12 protein-coding genes are annotated in these 18,664 nt (G+C 49.6%); 6 read left to right on the forward strand and 6 right to left on the reverse strand.

The window, feature by feature from the left end:
• The first annotated feature begins 16 nt into the window (after positions 1-16).
• Complete coding sequence (locus CDA54_RS14375) at positions 17-1,993, forward strand: PAS domain S-box protein (RefSeq protein ID WP_099035720.1); 1,977 nt, start codon at positions 17-19, stop codon at positions 1,991-1,993.
• On the forward strand, positions 1,990-4,977 hold the full coding sequence (locus CDA54_RS14380) for a CHASE domain-containing protein (RefSeq protein WP_099035721.1): 2,988 nt from the start codon (positions 1,990-1,992) through the stop codon (positions 4,975-4,977). Before CDA54_RS14375 ends, CDA54_RS14380 begins: the two co-directional genes overlap by 4 nt.
• Here the strand turns inward: CDA54_RS14380 and CDA54_RS14385 are convergent.
• The 5 genes from CDA54_RS14385 to CDA54_RS14405 form a co-directional block, all read right to left on the reverse strand.
• Complete coding sequence (locus CDA54_RS14385; RefSeq protein WP_099035722.1) at positions 4,974-7,430, reverse strand: putative bifunctional diguanylate cyclase/phosphodiesterase; 2,457 nt, start codon at positions 7,428-7,430, stop codon at positions 4,974-4,976. The genes CDA54_RS14380 and CDA54_RS14385 overlap by 4 nt on opposite strands.
• Before the next feature lie 138 nt (positions 7,431-7,568).
• Positions 7,569-9,107: an alkaline phosphatase D family protein gene (locus CDA54_RS14390; protein ID WP_218962415.1), complete on the reverse strand. Its 1,539-nt coding sequence runs from the start codon at positions 9,105-9,107 to the stop codon at positions 7,569-7,571.
• A gap of 14 nt (positions 9,108-9,121) precedes the next feature.
• Positions 9,122-11,713 carry a TonB-dependent receptor gene (locus CDA54_RS14395; protein WP_099035724.1) on the reverse strand — a complete coding sequence of 864 codons (2,592 nt, stop codon included), beginning with the start codon at positions 11,711-11,713 and terminating at the stop codon, positions 9,122-9,124.
• Between the two features lie 109 nt (positions 11,714-11,822).
• Entirely contained in the window at positions 11,823-12,776 is a 954-nt protein-coding gene (locus tag CDA54_RS14400; protein WP_180237230.1) for a FecR family protein, read from the reverse strand.
• Positions 12,777-12,783: 7 nt separating this feature from the next.
• Positions 12,784-13,347, reverse strand: a complete 564-nt coding sequence (locus CDA54_RS14405; protein WP_099035726.1) for an RNA polymerase sigma factor — start codon at positions 13,345-13,347, stop codon at positions 12,784-12,786.
• 174 nt (positions 13,348-13,521) lie between these two features.
• Between CDA54_RS14405 and CDA54_RS14410 the strand changes: the two genes are divergently transcribed.
• Entirely contained in the window at positions 13,522-14,100 is a 579-nt protein-coding gene (locus CDA54_RS14410; RefSeq protein WP_099035727.1) for an anthranilate synthase component II, read from the forward strand.
• Here CDA54_RS14410 and CDA54_RS14415 read toward each other — a convergent pair.
• Complete coding sequence (locus tag CDA54_RS14415; protein WP_099035728.1) at positions 14,097-14,615, reverse strand: hypothetical protein; 519 nt, start codon at positions 14,613-14,615, stop codon at positions 14,097-14,099. The two genes, CDA54_RS14410 and CDA54_RS14415, sit on opposite strands and share 4 nt — an antisense overlap.
• 319 nt (positions 14,616-14,934) lie before the next feature.
• On the opposite strand from CDA54_RS14415, the gene CDA54_RS14420 reads away from it, so the two are divergent.
• The 3 genes from CDA54_RS14420 (at position 14,935) to astA (ending at position 18,664) form a co-directional block, all read left to right on the forward strand.
• Complete coding sequence (locus tag CDA54_RS14420) at positions 14,935-16,092, forward strand: HDOD domain-containing protein (RefSeq protein WP_099035729.1); 1,158 nt, start codon at positions 14,935-14,937, stop codon at positions 16,090-16,092.
• Between the two features lie 261 nt (positions 16,093-16,353).
• Positions 16,354-17,559: an aspartate aminotransferase family protein gene (locus CDA54_RS14425; RefSeq protein WP_099035730.1), complete on the forward strand. Its 1,206-nt coding sequence runs from the start codon at positions 16,354-16,356 to the stop codon at positions 17,557-17,559.
• A gap of 76 nt (positions 17,560-17,635) precedes the next feature.
• Positions 17,636-18,664 (forward strand): arginine N-succinyltransferase, encoded by a 1,029-nt coding sequence (gene astA, locus CDA54_RS14430; protein WP_099035731.1) that lies wholly within the window; start codon positions 17,636-17,638, stop codon positions 18,662-18,664.

Raw genomic sequence — 18,664 nt, forward strand, 5'->3', positions numbered from 1 at the left:
AGGTCAAGAGGTTTTTATGAAAACGCCCCCAAGCCCGAAAAACGAAGCGCAGCGGCAACAGACTCTGGATGAAACCGGTTTACTCAACAGCGGTGCCGAGGCACGCTTTGATCGCATCACCCGTCTCGCCAGTGACCTGTTTTCTGTACCCATTGCGCTGGTATCACTGATTGATCGTGACCGGCAATGGTTCAAATCCCGCCATGGCCTGGATGCCATACAAACCCCGAGGGACATATCCTTTTGTGGACACGCCATACTCGACAGTGCCCCCCTTATTGTTGAAAACGCGTTGGCGGATGAACGTTTCTGCGATAACCCCCTGGTGAGTGCTGAACCGGACATCCGTTTTTATGCCGGTGCGCCATTACATGCAGCTAATGGCCATCGTCTGGGAACCTTGTGTGTGATCGATCGTAAGCCCCGGGCATTTAGTGAAGCTGACGAAGCCAGATTGAAGGATCTGGCAGGGATGGTGGAAGATCTTATCCAGGTTGATACGGCCCGTCGCAGCGAATACGGTAACCTTGAGACCTCATTGAACAATGTGCAGCGACGCATGCAACTGGTAGTGCAAGGGATGAATTTAGGCACATGGCAGTACAATGTGCAGACCGGTGAAACCATCTTTAATGAACGTTGGGCAGGGATGCTGGGTTACACACTGGAAGAATTAGAGCCAATCAGTATTGAAACCTTTAGTGCTCTCACACATCCAGAGGACAGTGCCCGGGTAGAGGCCGCACTTAAAGAGCATTTTTCAGGAATATCAGAGGTTTACAATATCAGGTTCCGCATGCGTCATAAGAAAGGGTACTGGAAATGGATTCTTTCTCAGGGACAGGTGCTTGAGTGGTCGCCAGAGGGCGATCCTCTGCTTATGTACGGTGCTCATATGGACATTGACAAAGAAGTATCAGCACAGGCGTCACTTAAACAGAGCGAAACAAGGCTGCGTGGGCTGTTCGAATTTTCACCTATAGGCATTGCGCTGAACGATCTGAATACGGGGCAATTTATCGACCTGAATGACGCACTGATTGCGCCTTCCGGCTATACCCGTGAAGAGTTTGTTGAGCTCAACTACTGGGATGTGACACCAAGAGAATATGAATCCGAAGAGCAGAAAGCCCTGGCCAGCCTGCACAGAACGGGTCGCTACGGGCCATTTGAAAAGGAGTACATCCGTAAGGATGGCAGCCGCTACCCTGTGCGCCTGCAAGGCATGTTGAGCCAGGAACAGGACGGTACACAGGTAATCTGGTCACTGGTTGAAGATATCACGGAGCGCAAAAAGCTCGACAAAATGAAAGAGGAGTTTATTGCGACTGTCAGCCACGAGTTGCGCACTCCACTCACGTCCATTAAAGGCTCGTTAGGATTGCTGGCCGGCGGTGCTGCCGGAGAGTTGTCTGAGAAAGCGAACAATTTAATACTCAGCGCTCAGCGCAATACCGCACGTCTGATGTTACTGATTAACGACCTGCTGGATATGGAAAAGCTGGTTGCAGGTAAAATGCCTATCAATCAGCAAAAGCAGCGCCTGGGGCCACTGCTGGATGAGGCCATTGAATCAGTCTCCAACTACAAAAATAATCGTAAAGTGTTTATTCAAACACCTGAGCACTGGCCTGAGGTCACTGTAAACGTCGATGGGTCACGGCTGATTCAGGCTCTGACTAATCTGCTTTCCAATGCGATTAAATTCTCACCGAAGGGTAAGCAGGTAGACGTATCAGCCACATTGCAAAACAATATGATTGAAATCAGTATACGGGATCACGGGCCTGGCGTTGACAAGGCGTTTCAGAACCGGCTTTTCCAGCGTTTCAGTCAGGCAGACAGTAGCGACAATCGTAAAATGCCGGGCACCGGACTTGGTCTGGCGATAACCCGGGAGATATGCCAGCAGATGGACAGCGAAGTTGGCTACCGCGATGCCAAGGGCGGCGGTTCGCTATTTTTTATTCAGTTACAGGTTGGTAAGCTATGAACAGTGGCCCGGACGTACAGGAACAGCCTCAAAAAACCTATTCGTATAGGTATTTAATCTTTAATCGTCGGGGCATTCCTGCCCTGATTAGTCTGTTTCTTGGGTTGTTTTTTACCGGGTTAGCCACTTTCAGTTTGTATAAACAGAATCAGGCCAGTGCTCAGAATCAGTTTGAAATTCATTTCCAACAAATACTGACATCTATAGATAAACGTCTTCAGGATCACGAACTGATCTTGCTTGGTGCAGCGGGTTTTATGAAAGCACAACAGCATGTTAGCCGCCAACAATGGCATGACTATGTGCAAGGGTTATTACTGACTCAACGTTATCCGGGTATACAGGGTGTCGGTTACGCTGAAATTTTTCCCGCCAGACAGCTTGCCGCTCATGAAAAGGCAATTCAGGAGGAGGGTTTTCCTGATTATTCAGTCAAACCGAAAGGTGAACGTGACATCTACTCCGGCATTAAATATCTGGAACCCTTTTCAGGGAGAAATCTGGCGGCGTTTGGTTACGATATGTATTCCAACCCGGTCAGGCGCGAAGCCATGCGACGCGCTGCAGAAGAAAATACAACGACGATTACCGGTAAAGTCAGGCTTGTTCAGGAAACTCATGGTAAGGAACAGGCCGGTTTCTTGATGTATGTACCGATTTATCATACTTCCATTGCACCTGATTCCCCAGAGCAACGCTGGCAAGCCATCAAAGGGTATGTCTATAGCCCTTACCGAATGGATGATTTAATGGCGGGTATTTTCAATCGGGAGCAAATGCTGGTAGATTTTCTGATTTTTGATGGGCAATCAGACGATGCTGAAGCTCTTATGTATGAAAGCGGCCTGACGCAAAATATTCATCGGGACGATCCTTTTATTGCACAGCAACAGCTCACGACTTATGGGCGAAACTGGACAATTAAAGTCATTGCTCAGGAAGGGTTTCAGGCACAGTTTGATGGCCGCCAACCCTGGTTGGTAGCAATTCTGGGAAGCGGAATTAGCGTATCTATTTTTATCATGATGCTGGTGTTAATGGGGCGCCGCGAAAGTGCGTACCATCTGGCCAACAAAATGATAGAGCAATATAAAAATGCCAGAGAGCACTTTAATCAACAACTGGCAGATGTGTTTTCAGCCGCCTCTGAAGTAGCGATTATTGCGACCGATGTGCAAGGCACCATTACCTTGTTCAATTCTGGTGCAGAGCATCTTTTGGGATACAAAGCTGAAGACGTAATTGGTACAGCCAGTCCGGCGCTGTTTCATGTTCCCGCTGAGGTGGAGGCACGGTCGAAAGAGCTGTCAGAGCAGTTAGGTGAATCTATCGAAGGTTTTGACGTGTTTGTGACGATTCCTGTTCGCGAGGGTGCAGAGAGTCGCGAGTGGCACTATATAAACAAAGATGGTCAGCAGATACCCGTTTCGTTAACTGTTACGGCTATCCGCGATGACAAGCATAAGATCACCGGGTTCCTGGGCATTGCTCAGGACATCAGTGAACGAAAGCGCATGGAACAAATGAAAAATGAGTTTATTTCTACGGTCAGTCATGAGCTGCGCACACCACTTACGTCAGTATCCGGTGCTCTCGGCCTGGTTCTGGCGGGGCGTCTGGGTGACATCCCCGACAAAGCAGAAAAAATACTCACAACAGCACACCGCAATAGTAAACGACTGGCTCATCTGATCAATGACCTGCTGGATATCGAGAAAATTGCCGCCGGCAAATTACATTTTGATATGCAGGCTCAGCCTATTGCCCCTATACTCGAGCAGGCAGTGGAAGAAAATAAAGCCTACGGTGCAGAGCGCAGCATCAACATTCTCTTGTCCGAAGAACATGCCGCTGCCCGTGTATTTGTGGATGCGCAAAGGCTAAAACAGGTGCTTGCCAATCTGCTGTCTAATGCTATCAAGTTCTCTCCCGATGGCGGTAAAGTGACCGTTGAGGCGAAGGCTGACGAGGACCACATTATTGTCAGTGTCTGCGACCAGGGCTGTGGCATTCCCGAGGTATTCAAGCACAAGATTTTTCAGAAGTTTGCTCAGGCCGACAGCTCCGATACCCGGCAAAAAGGCGGCACTGGATTGGGGCTGGCCATCACAAGAGAGTTGGTTGAGCATATGAATGGCAGCATTGACTTTGAATCAGCCGAAGGCAAGGGGAGTTGCTTTTACTTCCGGCTCCCTCTGGTAAAAACAGCTAAAGCAATAAGTACAGAAGAGGCTCCTGAATCTGCTTCATCAAGCGATATACAGCACAGAATTCTGGTTGTAGAGGATGATGAAGATGTTGCCAGCCTGTTGAAAATAATGTTAGAAGAAGCAGGCTACCTGGTTGATATCTGTCATGGCGGCTTAGAGGCGCTGGAGGCGCTTAATGTTGGTCATTATGATTTGATCAGCCTGGATCTGATGCTGCCGGATATCAGTGGGCTCGACATTATCCGGCGGGTGCGAAAGCACGCTGATACGGCGGATATTCCCATTGTGGTGGTTTCCGCGAAAATGGAGCAAGGCCGGTTAAAGCTTAGTGGCGAGGCGCACAACATAGAATGGCTGGCCAAACCCATTGAGCATGAAAGGTTAGTGAGCATAGTGAAACGCCAGCTGCTGAACAATGAATACCCAAAAATCCTGCATGTTGAAGATGATGCCGATTTGCATTCGGTGATCAGTGCCATGGTGGCCGATCATATGGTTATTGACCATGCATCCAGCGTGGAAAGTGCCGCGTCTTTATTAAAGCAACATGTCTATAACGTAATATTGCTGGACATTGATCTGCCCGATGGTTCAGGCTGGGATCTGATCCCCGCGATTAAAGCTGAACAACCGGATGCGGCGATAATCGTGCTGACGGGCAATGATGTGAGCAATGAAAAGCTGGGCAGCGTTGAGGCGATATTGATGAAAACACAGCTAACAACAGAAAAACTGATAGACGTTATTCACAGCCGTATTCACATGGCCACTTAGCGCAACAGCCAGCCATCGCGTTCAAGTTCGTCTAACAGCATTGGCCTTGCCGTCAAAAAGCCCTGATACTGTTCACTGCCAAGTTGGCGCAGGAAATCGAGTTCTTCAACCCGCTCGATGCCTTCCGCTATGACGGTCATATTCATGTTTATACCCAGTTGAACCATGGTTTTGAGCAGGCGGGCATCGCCTGTACGTGACCAGTGTTCGATAAAACTGCGGTCAATTTTAAGCTTGTCGGCATTAATGCGATGTAAATAGCTTAGCGAGCTGTACCCCGTTCCAAAATCATCCAAAGCCAGGCGAACCCCCAGAGCCCGAAGTGACTCAAGCACCGGGCTGGCTTTTTGCCAGTCACAGAGCAGCAGGCTTTCGGTTATTTCCAGCACGATACGATCCGCGCTGAGTCCATAGGTTGTTATCAGCGATGTTAATTTTTCAATAAATACCGGCTTCTGGATATCCAGCGCAGAGAGGTTCAGAGATACGAATAATGCAGGGTGCTGAAGTTGCCAGGATGAAAGCTGAAGAGCTACATGGGTCAGCATCTGTTCAGTTAGCTGGGATATCAGGCCGCGCTCTTCCATCAACGGAATAAACTCTCCTGGCCCTAACAAGCCGCGTTCAGGATGCTGCCATCTTGCCAACGCCTCAAAGCCGACAAGCGTTTGCTCATTAACTGAGAAAATCGGCTGGTATGCTGCGACAAACTGCCCACTGTTCAGGCCCGTTTTTATCGCCTGTTCAAGATTAAAACGATACTTTTGTTCACTTTGTAATGAATCATCAAAGTACACCAGCTCAGGGCCATTTGCAGCCTTTGCTTTGAAAAGCGCCATGTCAGCATGATCAATCAGCTTATCGGCTGCGCGATCGTTCTTTGCAGCGATAGCGATACCCACATCAACGGACAAAACGGCCTGACCTTGCTCTGAAATCACCTCGATTTCCTCGATGACTTTTATCATGTTGTTGATGTATTCATGCAGCGCATCCCGGGAATCATGGCCTGTTGTAAATATCAGGAACTCGTCGCCATTCTCCCGGCACAACAGACTTTCGCTTTTGATATGCTGACCAAGCTCCCAGGCAAGGCGCTGCAATATTTGATCACCGAAAAACTTGCCGTGAAGATTATTGATAGTATGAAAATCACGGATATCCAGTTTTACTAACGCTGTGAAACCTTGTTGCTTCTGCTGCAAAGTTTTGTCAATAGCAAGCCGAAGGTGTGACAGTCTGGGTAAAGCCGTCAATGCATCGTGGGCAACGGCGCTATCTGCGTTAATTAAGGTGTGGTCCTGTTTGCGCAGTTGCCGCCCTTTTACTACCCGGGATTTAACCATCATCACTAAGCGCCAGGGCTCTATAGGTTTATTGATAAATTCGTCGTTGGTTAGCCGTGCACAGGCCAGCTCCATATCGGTATTCGCTGAAGCCGATATAAACAATAACGGTATAACGGAAAACTCTTCATGCTGGCGAATAATTCGGCCTAGTTCTATACCATTACACCCCGGCATATTCACATCAATTAAAATAAGTTCTGGCCGCGACTGATCGAGTAAGTTTAATGCGCTTTCTGCACCTGTTGCAGTTGAAACAACATAGCCTGCATCGTCCAATATAGATTCGTACAAACTTAATAAGTCACGGTCATCATCTACAATTATCACCCGATATGGTTCAGCCGGAGCCAGGTTTAATTCGGAATGCAACAGCGCTACCAGTTTGGGAATGTCCAGCGGTTTACTTAAAAAGTGATTTCCCCCGGCCCGCACCGATGCCAGTCGCAATTCAAAGGAGTCATGCTTAGAGATAAATATAACCGGCAGAGGCTCGCCATTCTTCTGGCGCCAGAGGCTAACCTGTTTTGCACCGGCAAAACGGTGCCCGTAAAAGTCCATATCGACCAGCAATGCCAGAGGGTCATGTATCGAAACTGCATGTTCAAGGTTGGCAATATCGCTTTCAACCTTCCCACGGTAACCATAGGTTTCTAATGTATGCAGTAGCCTGGCAGAAAAATCTTTATCGTCATCAACAATGAGCAGGTTAATGTTTTGCTGAGGTCCGTTTCCTGTATCTGTAAGAAAGGAGCCCTCAGTTACTGTGCCCTCATCCAGAGTGTCTTTGGCAATTTCATGTTGCTGTAAAATATTCAGCAATGTATTGAATGGGTGGGATACGGCTGAAATCAGTTCTTTTTGTGAGAGCTTATCCACTCTCTCTAAAGCGTTTTCGAGCTCTTTGGCACCCTGAGAAATATCCCTGAAACCGTACGCCTGGCCAGAGCCAGCCAACCGATGAGCAATAGTCAGAGCTTCCTGTCGTTTTTCAGGGTCCTGAGCCGCCTTCGGCCACAGTTCAGTTAAACGAGCTCTGTACTGTGCTAAATGAAGCTTGTAGTTGGTCTGTAAGGTATTTAATTTGTTTGTATTAACTGATGGCATTTTTCAGATCCATGAATTCACCTTATCAAAGACACCGGCACCGGGTTGTCCCTACGTTATACGTATTTACAACCAAAACAGCACAAAGTAAACATTAGCCTGTTTGTTTTTAATGGTCAGAATTGTTGGATAAGGGTATTACTTAGGTTCCAGTGTGGTTTGCCAAAGTTGTTTGCCGGTACGATTAAAGTGACTCACCGTCAGCCTTTCGCTGTTGCTGTCGATCTCCATTTGCCCAAAGAACTGATAACCGGCTGAGGGCGCGGTGCCGGGTTTCAGGTTGGCCGGAATGCCCTGAAATACCACCTGTGGGCCAAAGGTGTTATCCAGCGGATTTGGTCCAAAGGTTCCGGCATGTAAAGGGCCGCTGACAAATTCCCAGAAGGGCAGAAAATCTTTAAACTGAGCTTTGGCCGGATCATAATAATGGGAGGCGCAGTAATGCACATCGGCAGTAATAAAGTGCACATTGCGAATATCATGTTCCCGAATATGGGACAGCAGCCCGGCCATTTCCAGCTCTCTGCCTAAAGGGGGGCCGTCACCGTTGGCCATGTTTTCCGCAATCTCTGTCCCCCAGTTTGTTATTCGCAGACCAACAGGCATGTCACTGGCAATGATCTTCCAGGTGGCGCGGGAAGCGCTCAGTCCCTGCTTCAGCCAGGCCAGCTGTACCTCACCCAGCAAGGCTGTTGCCGGACTTTTCTGCTGCTGCCGGTTGAGACTGTTGGGGCCCCGGTAAGTGCGTTTGTCGAGAATAAAAATATCCAGCAACGGACCATATTCTACTTTGCGATACAGGCCCTGTTGATCGACACTGCCAGGGCGGATCGGGTTGCACTGGAGTAATGCCTGCCTGGAGCGCTCCGCCAGCAAAGAAACACTCTTCTCAGTGTATCTGCTGTCATCTGTCAACTGCTCGCCCGGATACCAATTATTACGGACTTCGTGATCGTCCCACTGCTGATAACAGGCGACCTTACTGTGCAGCGCGCTGTGGTGCTGATCCAGGTAGTTGTAATAATAACGTTCGCGAAACGCCTGCTGGGTTTGCGCCACGCTTGTAACGCTGGGGATGGTCAGATTATGCCAGGTTTCACCATTATCCAGTTTCTTTTCGGCCAGAATAGGGTTATCGGCATAGATCAGATCGCCACAATGTACAAAAAAGTCAGGCTGTTGAGCCAGTATTGACTTGTAAGTGAGCATGCCGTCATGACGCGGATCGATGCCAAATCCCTGGCCGGCGGTATCACCGGACCAACAGAACTTCACATCGGCTTTTTTCGTCGGCGCCGTCTTAAAGCTTCCGGATTTGGCTTCACTATAGATGCCAGGCGTTTGCAAGCTGTCGAAACGTACTTTGTAGAACCACTCTCGTCCGGGTTCAAGACCTTCAAGCAGGGTCCTGGCGTTATAATCCTGTTCAGGCAGTGCCGCCGCACCACGAAAGAATCTGGACTGGCGGAAATCCCGCCAGCCACTCACCTCTACCTGCATCAAAGCAGGCAGGTCGCTTCGACTCCAGATTACGGCTCCATCATAGGTTGCATCGCCAGCGGCGATGCCGGTTTGTACACCGGGCCTTGAACTATTGCCTGTAACCGCGAAGGCCAGCTTACTGGCGGTTAAACCGCCAGTAAGCAAACCTAACTTAATAAAATCCCGTCGTTGCAAGGTTATTCTCCTGCTCAGAAATGATAGCGGCCACGCACGGTGACGGTACGCGGAGCCATATATTGATCACTGGTAAAGCCCAGACCAAAGGTATCGGTATAGCGTGAAGCGATATCGTCCTTATCGAACAGGTTCTGAACGTTCAGTTCAACATGCCACTGTGCGAAGTCAGGCTGATAGCGGATATTCATATCATAGCGGCTGGAAGAGGGAACCTTGTCTCTTACCGGAGAATTAAACACCCTGGAGTAGTATTCAGAGCGATAGGAGAAGCCCAGGCTGCTGAGTAAGTTACCATTTCCCAACGCAAGCTCGTGGGTCAGGCGTAAATTGGCAGTCAGATCAGGGATCTTAGCAAGTTTGTTACCTGTCAGGTCGATTGCGGTGGACTCACGCACCGCATTGATTACCTCGGTGTCAGCACCCGATATAATCAGGCCAACACTGAGGTTTTCTGCTTCTGCGCGGTCGATGGCGTCGCGCCCTTCGGTGATCTCTGAATCCATTGCACTGAGATTCAGGTCTAACGTCAGGCTGGGGGTTAGAAATGCGTTAGCCTCAAGCTCCAGGCCGTAAATTTCTGCTTCAGGCAGGTTAGAGGCCCCTGAGGCAAAGCGGCCTATGCCACTGGACTCGAACAGATAGTCTTTGTAGTCATAGAAAAACACTGCCGTATTGATTCGCAGCCTCTGTTGCCAGAGATCCAGCTTGTTGCCCAGTTCGTAGGACAATACTCTTTCCTGATCAAATACCTCCGGAAAGAAGCGGGTGTCAGAGCTGCTGTTTGAACCGGCAGGTTTGATGCCGGTGGCGACAGAGAAATAGCTCATCGCGGTATCAGACCACTGATAGTCGGCAGCCAGTTTACCGGTAATATTATCCGTTTCATCTTCTGGCCTGCTGCTGATGGGGGAGCGGTCAGGCACACAATTCAGGCTGCAACGCTCATCTTCGAATTTGTTTTTGGTATAACGCAGACCACCGGTCAGATTGAGTTTATCGCTTAGCGGGTATGTGACCTGCCCGAACAGTGCATAAGAGTTAAAGTTGCGGTAGTCAGAGTTGATAAAATCGATATCCGCATTGTTGGCAAATATATTAGGGCCCTGAACCACTTCGTTGACAGGGTTGCCATCACGGTCGGCATCATAGAAGTTTCGGGTGTTGCTGAACACCTCGGTATCCAGATAGAAGGCACCGATTACCCACTGTATGCCACTCTCATCGGCAGCAGAAGTCAGGTTTATCTCTGCCGTATAGGAATGATCCAGTTGTGACAGGTTGCCGACAAACTGTGGAATGGGAGCTTCGCCGAGTAAATCCAGCTCCCCTGTCAGGGGGAGTGGCGCCGGATCATTGGCCGTCAGTGATGAACGGTCAAAATCCAGGCGACGGCGCATATCATAGCGCTGGCGGCTGACAACAGCGTTGAGGTTAGCGACGTCCAGTTGCCAGTCAAGGTGCAGGCTGGTCAGGCTGGTGTCCAGTTTATAAAACTCGGCGGTATCATGAGAGACTTCCCGGGGATCATCAGAGATCATGTCAAAACCGCCTTTGAGGGCCGGGCCGTGTGTATCGCTGGTAAAATTCTGCTGCTGAAGCAGCAATGAAACCTGATCATTGGGCTGCCAGCTTAGCTGCGCCTTATAGGTTTGATTGTCGCGGTCATCCAGACGATATCCGTCGATGGCCAGATTCTTACTGTAGCCTTTATTTTCACGGTGAGACGCCGCCAGCCTGATGGCAACGCTGGGGCTGACAGCCATATTAAAGGCACCGCGAAACTCCTGTTGCTGATAAGTCCCCAGTGCCAGCTCTGCATAACCTCCTGAGCGGGTGAAGTCGGGTTTCTGTGTGATCACGTTCAGCGCACCACCGGTAGAACTATTACCATAAAGCGTGCCGTCGGGGCCGCGGGTTATCTCAATACGGTCAATATCGAACAGATCGGCCCAAAGGGCATAATCGTTGGCCATAAACACGCCGTCCACATGAAAGGCCACAGCCTGTTTGGTACCGGCGTTATCCGGAATTTCATTACCGACCCCGCGGATGCTGATGGTGGGTCTGTAACCCTGCACACTGGATACCACCAGGCCTGGTACTTTGTTGCTCATATCGAAAGGGTTGCCAATATTCAGACTGTTCAGCTCATTACCTGATACGGAAGATACTGCTGCTGCCACCTGTTGCAGGTTTTTAACGGTTTTCTGTGCGGTGACCACCACTTCTTCCACTCGTGGCTGCCTGCCGTCAGGCCTGGTCGGTTTGACTGTGGATCTGGCTGATGGCTGTTTTTCACTGGTAGTAATGATGATACTGCCGTTGTCGTCTTTCACCGCTCTCAGTTGGGTATGGGACAATGCCTGATTCAGCGCCTCAGCCAGCGTCATGTTACCGGACACGGGCTGTAGCCTGATGTCCATATTGCTGCCGGCGGGCGATATGATTACCACATCATATTCTCTGGAGAGTCTGGCAACGGCTTCGTTGAGAGGCTGAGCAGCAATATCCAGTTGCAGCCGGGGAGATTCGGCCAGCACCGGGTTACTTAATGCCAGGGCGAGACTGGCGAATAATATACGGGGACGGAAATCAGGTAACATAGTGATCCTTAAATTAATTTAAATCAGTTGAGTGGCATCACCGGGATGCACTATGTTGACGATTGTCGGCTGGGCTTTTTCCAGCCCCTGAGCAGGTTTCACAAAAACTTCATCTGAACAACTCGTACTCTCCTGAGGGAGTTCGCCGCCAGTGAATATCATGTCCGCTTTGCAGGCTGTCGAGTACTTGCTCCAGTTGTTCTAAGCGAAAGGCGAGACTGAGTCTCTCGGAGCCGAGGCCCGGCGTGGACAGACGAACGGGCTGTTGCAGATAGCGATTGAGGGTGGTCAGAATGTCTTCAATGGCGACATCATGAAAAACAAACCGCCGCTGACGCCAGTTTGCAAACTGCGCCAGCTCAAGAGGTTTGGCCGCGCCGATACCCAGCTCAGCATCTACATTGAGTCGCTGGCTTGCCGTTAAATTGCTGCTGTGATGTTGATAATTGACGCGAACCTTGCCCTCTTCCACGGCAACCTGCACGGAGCGGCCCTGTTGCTGTATATCAAACACCGTGCCCAGTACTTCTATGTTTGCCTGCTGAACCCTGAGTTCAAAGGGAAGCTCTGGCCTGGGTTGAATACGGAACAGACCGTCGCCTTTAATCAGTCTGGCATGGCGTTGCCGCGCATCGATCCAGGTAACCAATTCACTGTCGGCACCGAGCGTAACAACAGAGCCGTCACCTAGGGTGAAGTCCTTAACTTCGCCGACACTGGTGCGAAAATGAACAGGATCTGCTGGTTGTGAATAGTTAATCGGTAACAGCAGCAACAGAAAACATGCGCTTAAGGCGACCAGTCCACCCACAGCACTGAGCCATTTGCCCCAGAGGTGGTGATGTCGTCTGCTATGCGTTGTGGTCAGGTTATCTGCAGGCTGCAATGAAGGGGTTTCTGTCAGTGTCTGACAATAAGCGGCCTTGCGCCACAAGGTTTCTGCCTGGCGAAAGCTGCGGGTATGCTCCGGATCGCTTTTAAGCCAGCGCCTGAAGTCATCGAGCTGCTCTTTACTGCATTGTTCTGAATGCAATGTGATGCACCATTGTCTTGCTTGTTGCATTGTTATTTTACTTACTGGTTGCATGCGCTTTTTCAGGTTCCTCAGGGGATTGGCTATTGCCCTGTTGCCAATGTTCAAGTGCGTTTTGTAAGGTCAGATGAACCCGTTCCAGACAGCGGCTGATATCTGTCACGGAATAACCGCTTAAACGGGAAATCTGCTGATAGCTTAATCCGTCAAACCGGCTTGCCCGAAGCAGTTGCTGATGCTTGAGTGGTAGTTGTCTGGCTGCGTGGTCGAGCACGTCAATCATCTCAGACTGCAAAGCCAGAGTTTCTGTACAGACTGTGACAACAGGATCACACCCTTCCTCGACCAGGATCTCATCAATCAGTCGCTCCTGGCGCGACTGACTGCGATAGTGGTCTACATACAGATTGCGGGCAAGGGTATACAGATAGGCCCGGGGATTTTTGATTGGTTCTTTCGTCAGGTTTTGTGAATATTTCAAAAATGCCTGCTGAGCAATATCTTCAGGCTCTGGTGGGCCCAGTCCATACCTGGCACGAAGCCTGTCACACAGCTCCTGCCAGTAACTTTTATAGAGTCTGGATAGAAATCTTGATTGCATAGCAGCAGACTGCAGTTCAAACCTGCGCCAAGCCTAGGGGGCTAATATGACATGATGATGAAAACCTTCGCCAAAATGACTTGGCCGCAGGCAGGTGTTTGCATAGAATAGCGCCTGCTTTGTTTCTCACCTGTATAACACTTGCCTTTTAAAGGTCTTCGGAACCATCACCTCATGTTACTGCTGATCGACAACTACGATTCTTTTACCCATAACCTGGCGCGCTATTTTGCCGAACTCGGGCAACAGGTGAAAGTGGTACGCAATGATCAGTTGAGTCTGGAGGATATTGCGGGTATGGAGCCTCAGTACCTGGTTTTTTCGCCCGGCCCCTGCACTCCGGATCAGGCAGGTATTACCCTCAGTGCCATTGAACTTTTCGCCGGCCAGATCCCCATCCTTGGTGTGTGCCTCGGCTATCAGGCCATCGGCCAGGTGTTTGGGGCTGAGGTGGTGCGAGCCAGGAAGGTAATGCACGGCAAAACCTCGCAGGTGTACCACGGCAATTCAGCGTTGTTTAACGATGTCAGCAACCCTTTTACCGCCACCCGTTATCATTCTCTGGTGCTGGAAGAAGCCACTATTCCTGAAGAGTTTGTTATCAGCGCCTGGACTCAGGAACAGGGTCACAGAGAAGCCATTATGGCAATCGAGCACAACGCTCTGCCATTGTGCGGGGTGCAGTTTCATCCCGAATCTGTGCTCACCGATGCCGGGCATCGGATCCTCGGTAACTTTCTCAGAAACTATTAGCTGATTATAGCCGGGTGCCAGCTTATTCTGCTGCCATAATGCCCGGCGAGTATGCGATTCAGTTGACTGAAAAATGTGACCCTTGAAGGCGAGTCTTGCAGGCATGATGCAACAAACTGATGGCAGTTATTGTTCAGCAGATGGTAGTCAGCGTAGTGATAGATTTGCTCAGCGGCACGTCTGCCGGTTGTGGCGTCAGTCACCACATGGCCTTGCTCATTACAGGCGACAAAGATTGTTCTGCCCGAGCGGCGGGCAATAAACCTTGCCGGTGATATGGCACGCACCAGACCGTTGCCGGCCCGTTCTATGATCCCGTCTTCCATCCAGATGCCGCTATGATCAAAGGCACCATAGATTCCACAACAGACCACCGCACCGTTTTGAGGTCGCACAGGAACATCAATCTCTCCTGGATAATGCTGTACCTGGCTGCGGTTCGCGGCCTTTTGCCACTGCCCGGATGCCACCACAGCACCGATACCCAGCCCTAGCCAGACCAAAGGTATAGGCATGTAATACTCCAAAAATCAGACAGTATATAGATAGCACTTTAAGAAGCCTGCGCCAACGTTAAAAATGTAAGTGAGCGTGTCACTTTTTCTGGATTAAAAGAGCGGGGTATTACCGGGTAGGTATAAAAAATATATGTCAATTGTCTGCATATCAGTTAATTCTCTGTATTATGTAAACCAAATCAGAGCAGACGCTCACAAGAAGGAAGAATGGAGCTGTATATGGATGTTCCAGTTGCACGATCCTGACGCCGGTTGTTCCTATATTGTTTATCGGAATGACCGATAAACAGCATAGACAATAGCAAAAAGAATATTGATGCCAGAACAACAACGAATCATACAAGACATTGAGCACCGATTTACCAGCCTGCAGATTGGTGTGGATATGGCCAGGAAAGTGACGGCCTCAGATAATGATAATGCGGATAGTATTCTGCCCGAAATTGAAACCTCAGGCCGGCAACTGCTGCGTGTAGAAAAACAGGCGAAACGCGACAAGACTCTGAATCAGAAACATCACCAGAAGTTCCTCGATTCCTTGCTCGAAAAGCTCAACCGGGAGATTTTGATTCGCCTGGAAGAAAAATTAGAAGACACTGAACTGCTTTACAGCAAGATCCTGGGCGTTAATGAGAATCTTCCTGATGTATTAGATGTGATGGCAGTAAGGGCGTCTTCCATCGGTCGGATTGAACCTCTGGTAGCGACGATCCCGTGGCTGAATGCTGACCTGGTTAAAATGATAAATATGCCCCGGTACCGGCGCACGGATAAGCAAGGCAAAGTTATTCCTGTGGATAGTCTGCGTGTGGCGCTGAGTTTTATGGGGATTGAAAATCTGAAAATGGTGATTCCTGCACTGGCGTTCAGACGCTGGACACCTCAAATCACCGATCCTTTTCCTAATATCAAAACCCGCCTGTGGGAGCACAGCATTGGCACTGCGCTGTCCTGTAAGAAAATTGCCGAGATAGTTGAACTGGATGGCGGGCAGGCGTTTACCCTGGGTATGCTGCATGATATTGGTAAGATCGTGCTCGTCAGGCTGTATTTCCGATTGTTTGATGAAGTGCAACGGGACGCAATTGCCGAGGCACATGCAGCAACCATGAGAGATGAACACAGTGCTTTGGCAGAGTTACAACCAAGTGGCGAGTTTCTCAAAGAGATATTAGGCAAGCATGGTTTAGCAATCAGCAGCCGCCTTATAGAGCGCATGGATTTGCGCAGGGTATTTATATCTCCGGCCATGCACGAAGTGGCAGATAACAAACCTGTGGCTGAGATGTCAGATTTGGCTAAAGTGGCTGCCCAGGGGAGTGCGTACAGTAAGTATCGTATGTTGAAAACCTACAGGCTGATCAATATGGAAGAGGCAAAATCCTATCTTAAAGGATTTCAGATGCCTCCCGGGGCGTTAGCGACACTTAAAGTTACAGATTTAAAGCGTCTTAACCTGTCTTTTGAAGAATAAAGCCGGCAAAGTGCTTCTTGCATAAATTTTTTTTTAATAATCATGCAGCTTCGTTTTTGTGGCGGAATCGGGTCTGACTCGGGCCCCCGCAACGCATGTTCCACATAGGCTCCGGATAGTTATTCACTAAACCTGCAATTATAGGTTAAACCCTTAGTTTCAGGGGGTTTGAAGGTTACAGCTGGCAAGACAACGGCCGGGAAATCTGGAATAATAGCGGCATTTTTCGCAATGCTACGCGCAAAGCAAGAGGTAGATAGAATGAAAGTGACTCGTGAACTGTTTAATGACGTGATGGTCCCCAACTACAATCCGGCGGCCATGATCCCTGTCAGAGGCAAGGGTTCCAGAATCTGGGACCAGGAAAATATCGAATATGTGGATTTTGCCGGTGGTATTGCAGTAAATGCGCTGGGCCATTGCCATCCTGAGCTGGTTTCAGCCCTTAAAGAACAAGGTGAGAAACTCTGGCATCTGAGTAACGTGTTTACCAATGAACCCGCAATTCGTCTGGCTAAAAAGCTTACAGAACTGACTTTTGCTGACCGCGTTTATTTCGCCAATTCCGGTGCCGAAGCGAATGAGGCTGCCCTCAAACTGGCCCGTCGTTGGGCGCTGGATCATCACGGTGAAGATAAAAACCAGATTATCTCTTTTAAACAGGGCTTCCACGGCCGCACATTCTTTACTGTCACTGTAGGTGGTCAGCCAGCCTATTCCGATGGTTTTGGTCCCAAGCCCGGTGCTGTAGAGCATGCCGTCTATAACGACCTGGCCAGCCTTGAAGCGCTGATGTCTGATAAAACCTGTGCGGTGATGATGGAGCCGCTGCAGGGTGAAGGCGGTATTATCAGCCCCACCACTGAATTCGTTAAAGGTGTGCGCGAATTGTGTGACAAGCATAATGCGTTGTTGATATTTGATGAAGTGCAATCCGGCGTAGGCCGTACCGGCGATCTCTATGCTTATATGGGGCTGGATGTCGTTCCGGACATTCTGACTACGGCAAAAGCTCTGGGAGGCGGCTTTCCCATCGGCGCTATGCTGACCACCAAGGATATTGCGCAGAGTCTTAAACCCGGAACCCATGGCAGCACTTATGGCGGTAACCCACTTGCCTGTGCGGTTGCTGAGCGGGTGCTGGATGTAATCAATACCACTGAAGTACTCAGTGGTGTTAAGCATAAAGAACAACTTTTCCGTGATGGTCTCAATGCCATCAACGAAAAATATCAGGTGTTTGCTGAGATCCGTGGCAAGGGCTTGTTGCTCGGCGCGGCATTAAATGAAAAGTATCAGGGGCGTGCCCGGGATTTTCTGGTGGCGTCTGTAGGTGAACATCTGATGTGTCTGGTAGCCGGTGCTAATGTTGTACGTTTTGCGCCGTCGCTGGTTATCCCTGACGAAGATATCAAAGAAGGTCTGGCCAGATTTGAGCGTGCAGTGGCCAAAGTCGTCAACGGCTGATTCGATCCTGACCACAAGCAACTCCTGGGGTTCACCAGGGGTTGTCTTCCCTCGATAAAAGCAGGAGTAAGCGACCATGATGGTTATCCGCCCAATCCGGAGCAGCGACTATGATTCGTTGCATGACATTGCCGTTGAATCGGGCATAGGGTTTACATCCTTGCCAGTCAACGAGGAACTGCTGCGCAATAAGATTGCCAGTTCAGAAGCGTCTTTTTCTGCCGAGGTGAGTGAGCCCGGTGAACAGAGTTATCTGTTTGTGATGGAAGATGGCGAATCAGGTACCGCCGTAGGCACAAGTGGTATTCAGGCGGCGGTAGGACTGGATGATGCATTTTATCATTACCACCTCAGCAAAGTGGCACACGTATCCCGTGAGTTGAACGTGTCAAACCTGGTGGAAATCCTGACGTTTTGTAATGACTACACCGGCGTGACCGAGATTTGCACTCTGTTCCTGCGGGAAAAAGCCCGTAAGGGGAGTAATGGCAGGTTATTGTCCAAGTTTCGTTTTCTGTTTTTGCAGGAACATCAGCATCGTTTTGCCAAAACAGTAATTGCAGAAATGCGCGGTGTTTCTGATGATAAAGGCAACTCACCATTCTGGCGGTGGCTGGAAGAACATTTCTTTTCCATGGACTTTCCGACGGCGGATTATCTCACTGGTATTGGCCAGAAGGTGTTTATTGCTGAACTGATGCCTAAGTATCCGATTTATGTGAGCTTGCTGAGTAAAGAAGCCCAGGCTGTGATTGGCAAAGTGCATGAGAAAACCCGGCCGGCATTGCAACTGTTGCAGTCTGAAGGGTTCTGTTGTCGCGGATACGTGGATATTTTTGACGCGGGCCCCACCGTTGAAGCGGATCTTCAGCATATCCGTACAGCCCGTATCAGTCGCAGATTGCCGATTAGAATTGGTGATGCTCAGGACGCATTAACGAATATGGTTATCAATACCAGGGTGGAAGATTTTCGTGGTGTGGCCACACCATTGCTGGTGGATGAATCAAAACAGGAGGCCATCATTTCGTCACAGGCAGCCAGTGCATTAAATCTGGTTGACGGCGATATGGTGCGTTTTGCTCCGCTAAAGATAAAAGGATAA

The organism is Lacimicrobium alkaliphilum, from assembly GCF_002591895.1.
Taxonomy (GTDB): Bacteria; Pseudomonadota; Gammaproteobacteria; order Enterobacterales; family Alteromonadaceae; genus Lacimicrobium; species Lacimicrobium alkaliphilum.

Coding starts and splice junctions, on each gene's coding strand:
- CDA54_RS14375 (WP_099035720.1), top strand. CDS start 17: ATGAAAACGCCCCCAAGCCCGAAAAACGAAGCGCAGCGGCAACAGACT.
- CDA54_RS14380 (WP_099035721.1), top strand. CDS start 1,990: ATGAACAGTGGCCCGGACGTACAGGAACAGCCTCAAAAAACCTATTCG.
- CDA54_RS14385 (WP_099035722.1), bottom strand. CDS start 7,430: ATGCCATCAGTTAATACAAACAAATTAAATACCTTACAGACCAACTAC.
- CDA54_RS14395 (WP_099035724.1), bottom strand. CDS start 11,713: ATGTTACCTGATTTCCGTCCCCGTATATTATTCGCCAGTCTCGCCCTG.
- CDA54_RS14400 (WP_180237230.1), bottom strand. CDS start 12,776: ATGCAACAAGCAAGACAATGGTGCATCACATTGCATTCAGAACAATGC.
- CDA54_RS14405 (WP_099035726.1), bottom strand. CDS start 13,347: ATGCAATCAAGATTTCTATCCAGACTCTATAAAAGTTACTGGCAGGAG.
- CDA54_RS14410 (WP_099035727.1), top strand. CDS start 13,522: ATGTTACTGCTGATCGACAACTACGATTCTTTTACCCATAACCTGGCG.
- CDA54_RS14415 (WP_099035728.1), bottom strand. CDS start 14,615: ATGCCTATACCTTTGGTCTGGCTAGGGCTGGGTATCGGTGCTGTGGTG.
- CDA54_RS14420 (WP_099035729.1), top strand. CDS start 14,935: ATGCCAGAACAACAACGAATCATACAAGACATTGAGCACCGATTTACC.
- CDA54_RS14425 (WP_099035730.1), top strand. CDS start 16,354: ATGAAAGTGACTCGTGAACTGTTTAATGACGTGATGGTCCCCAACTAC.
- astA (WP_099035731.1), top strand. CDS start 17,636: ATGATGGTTATCCGCCCAATCCGGAGCAGCGACTATGATTCGTTGCAT.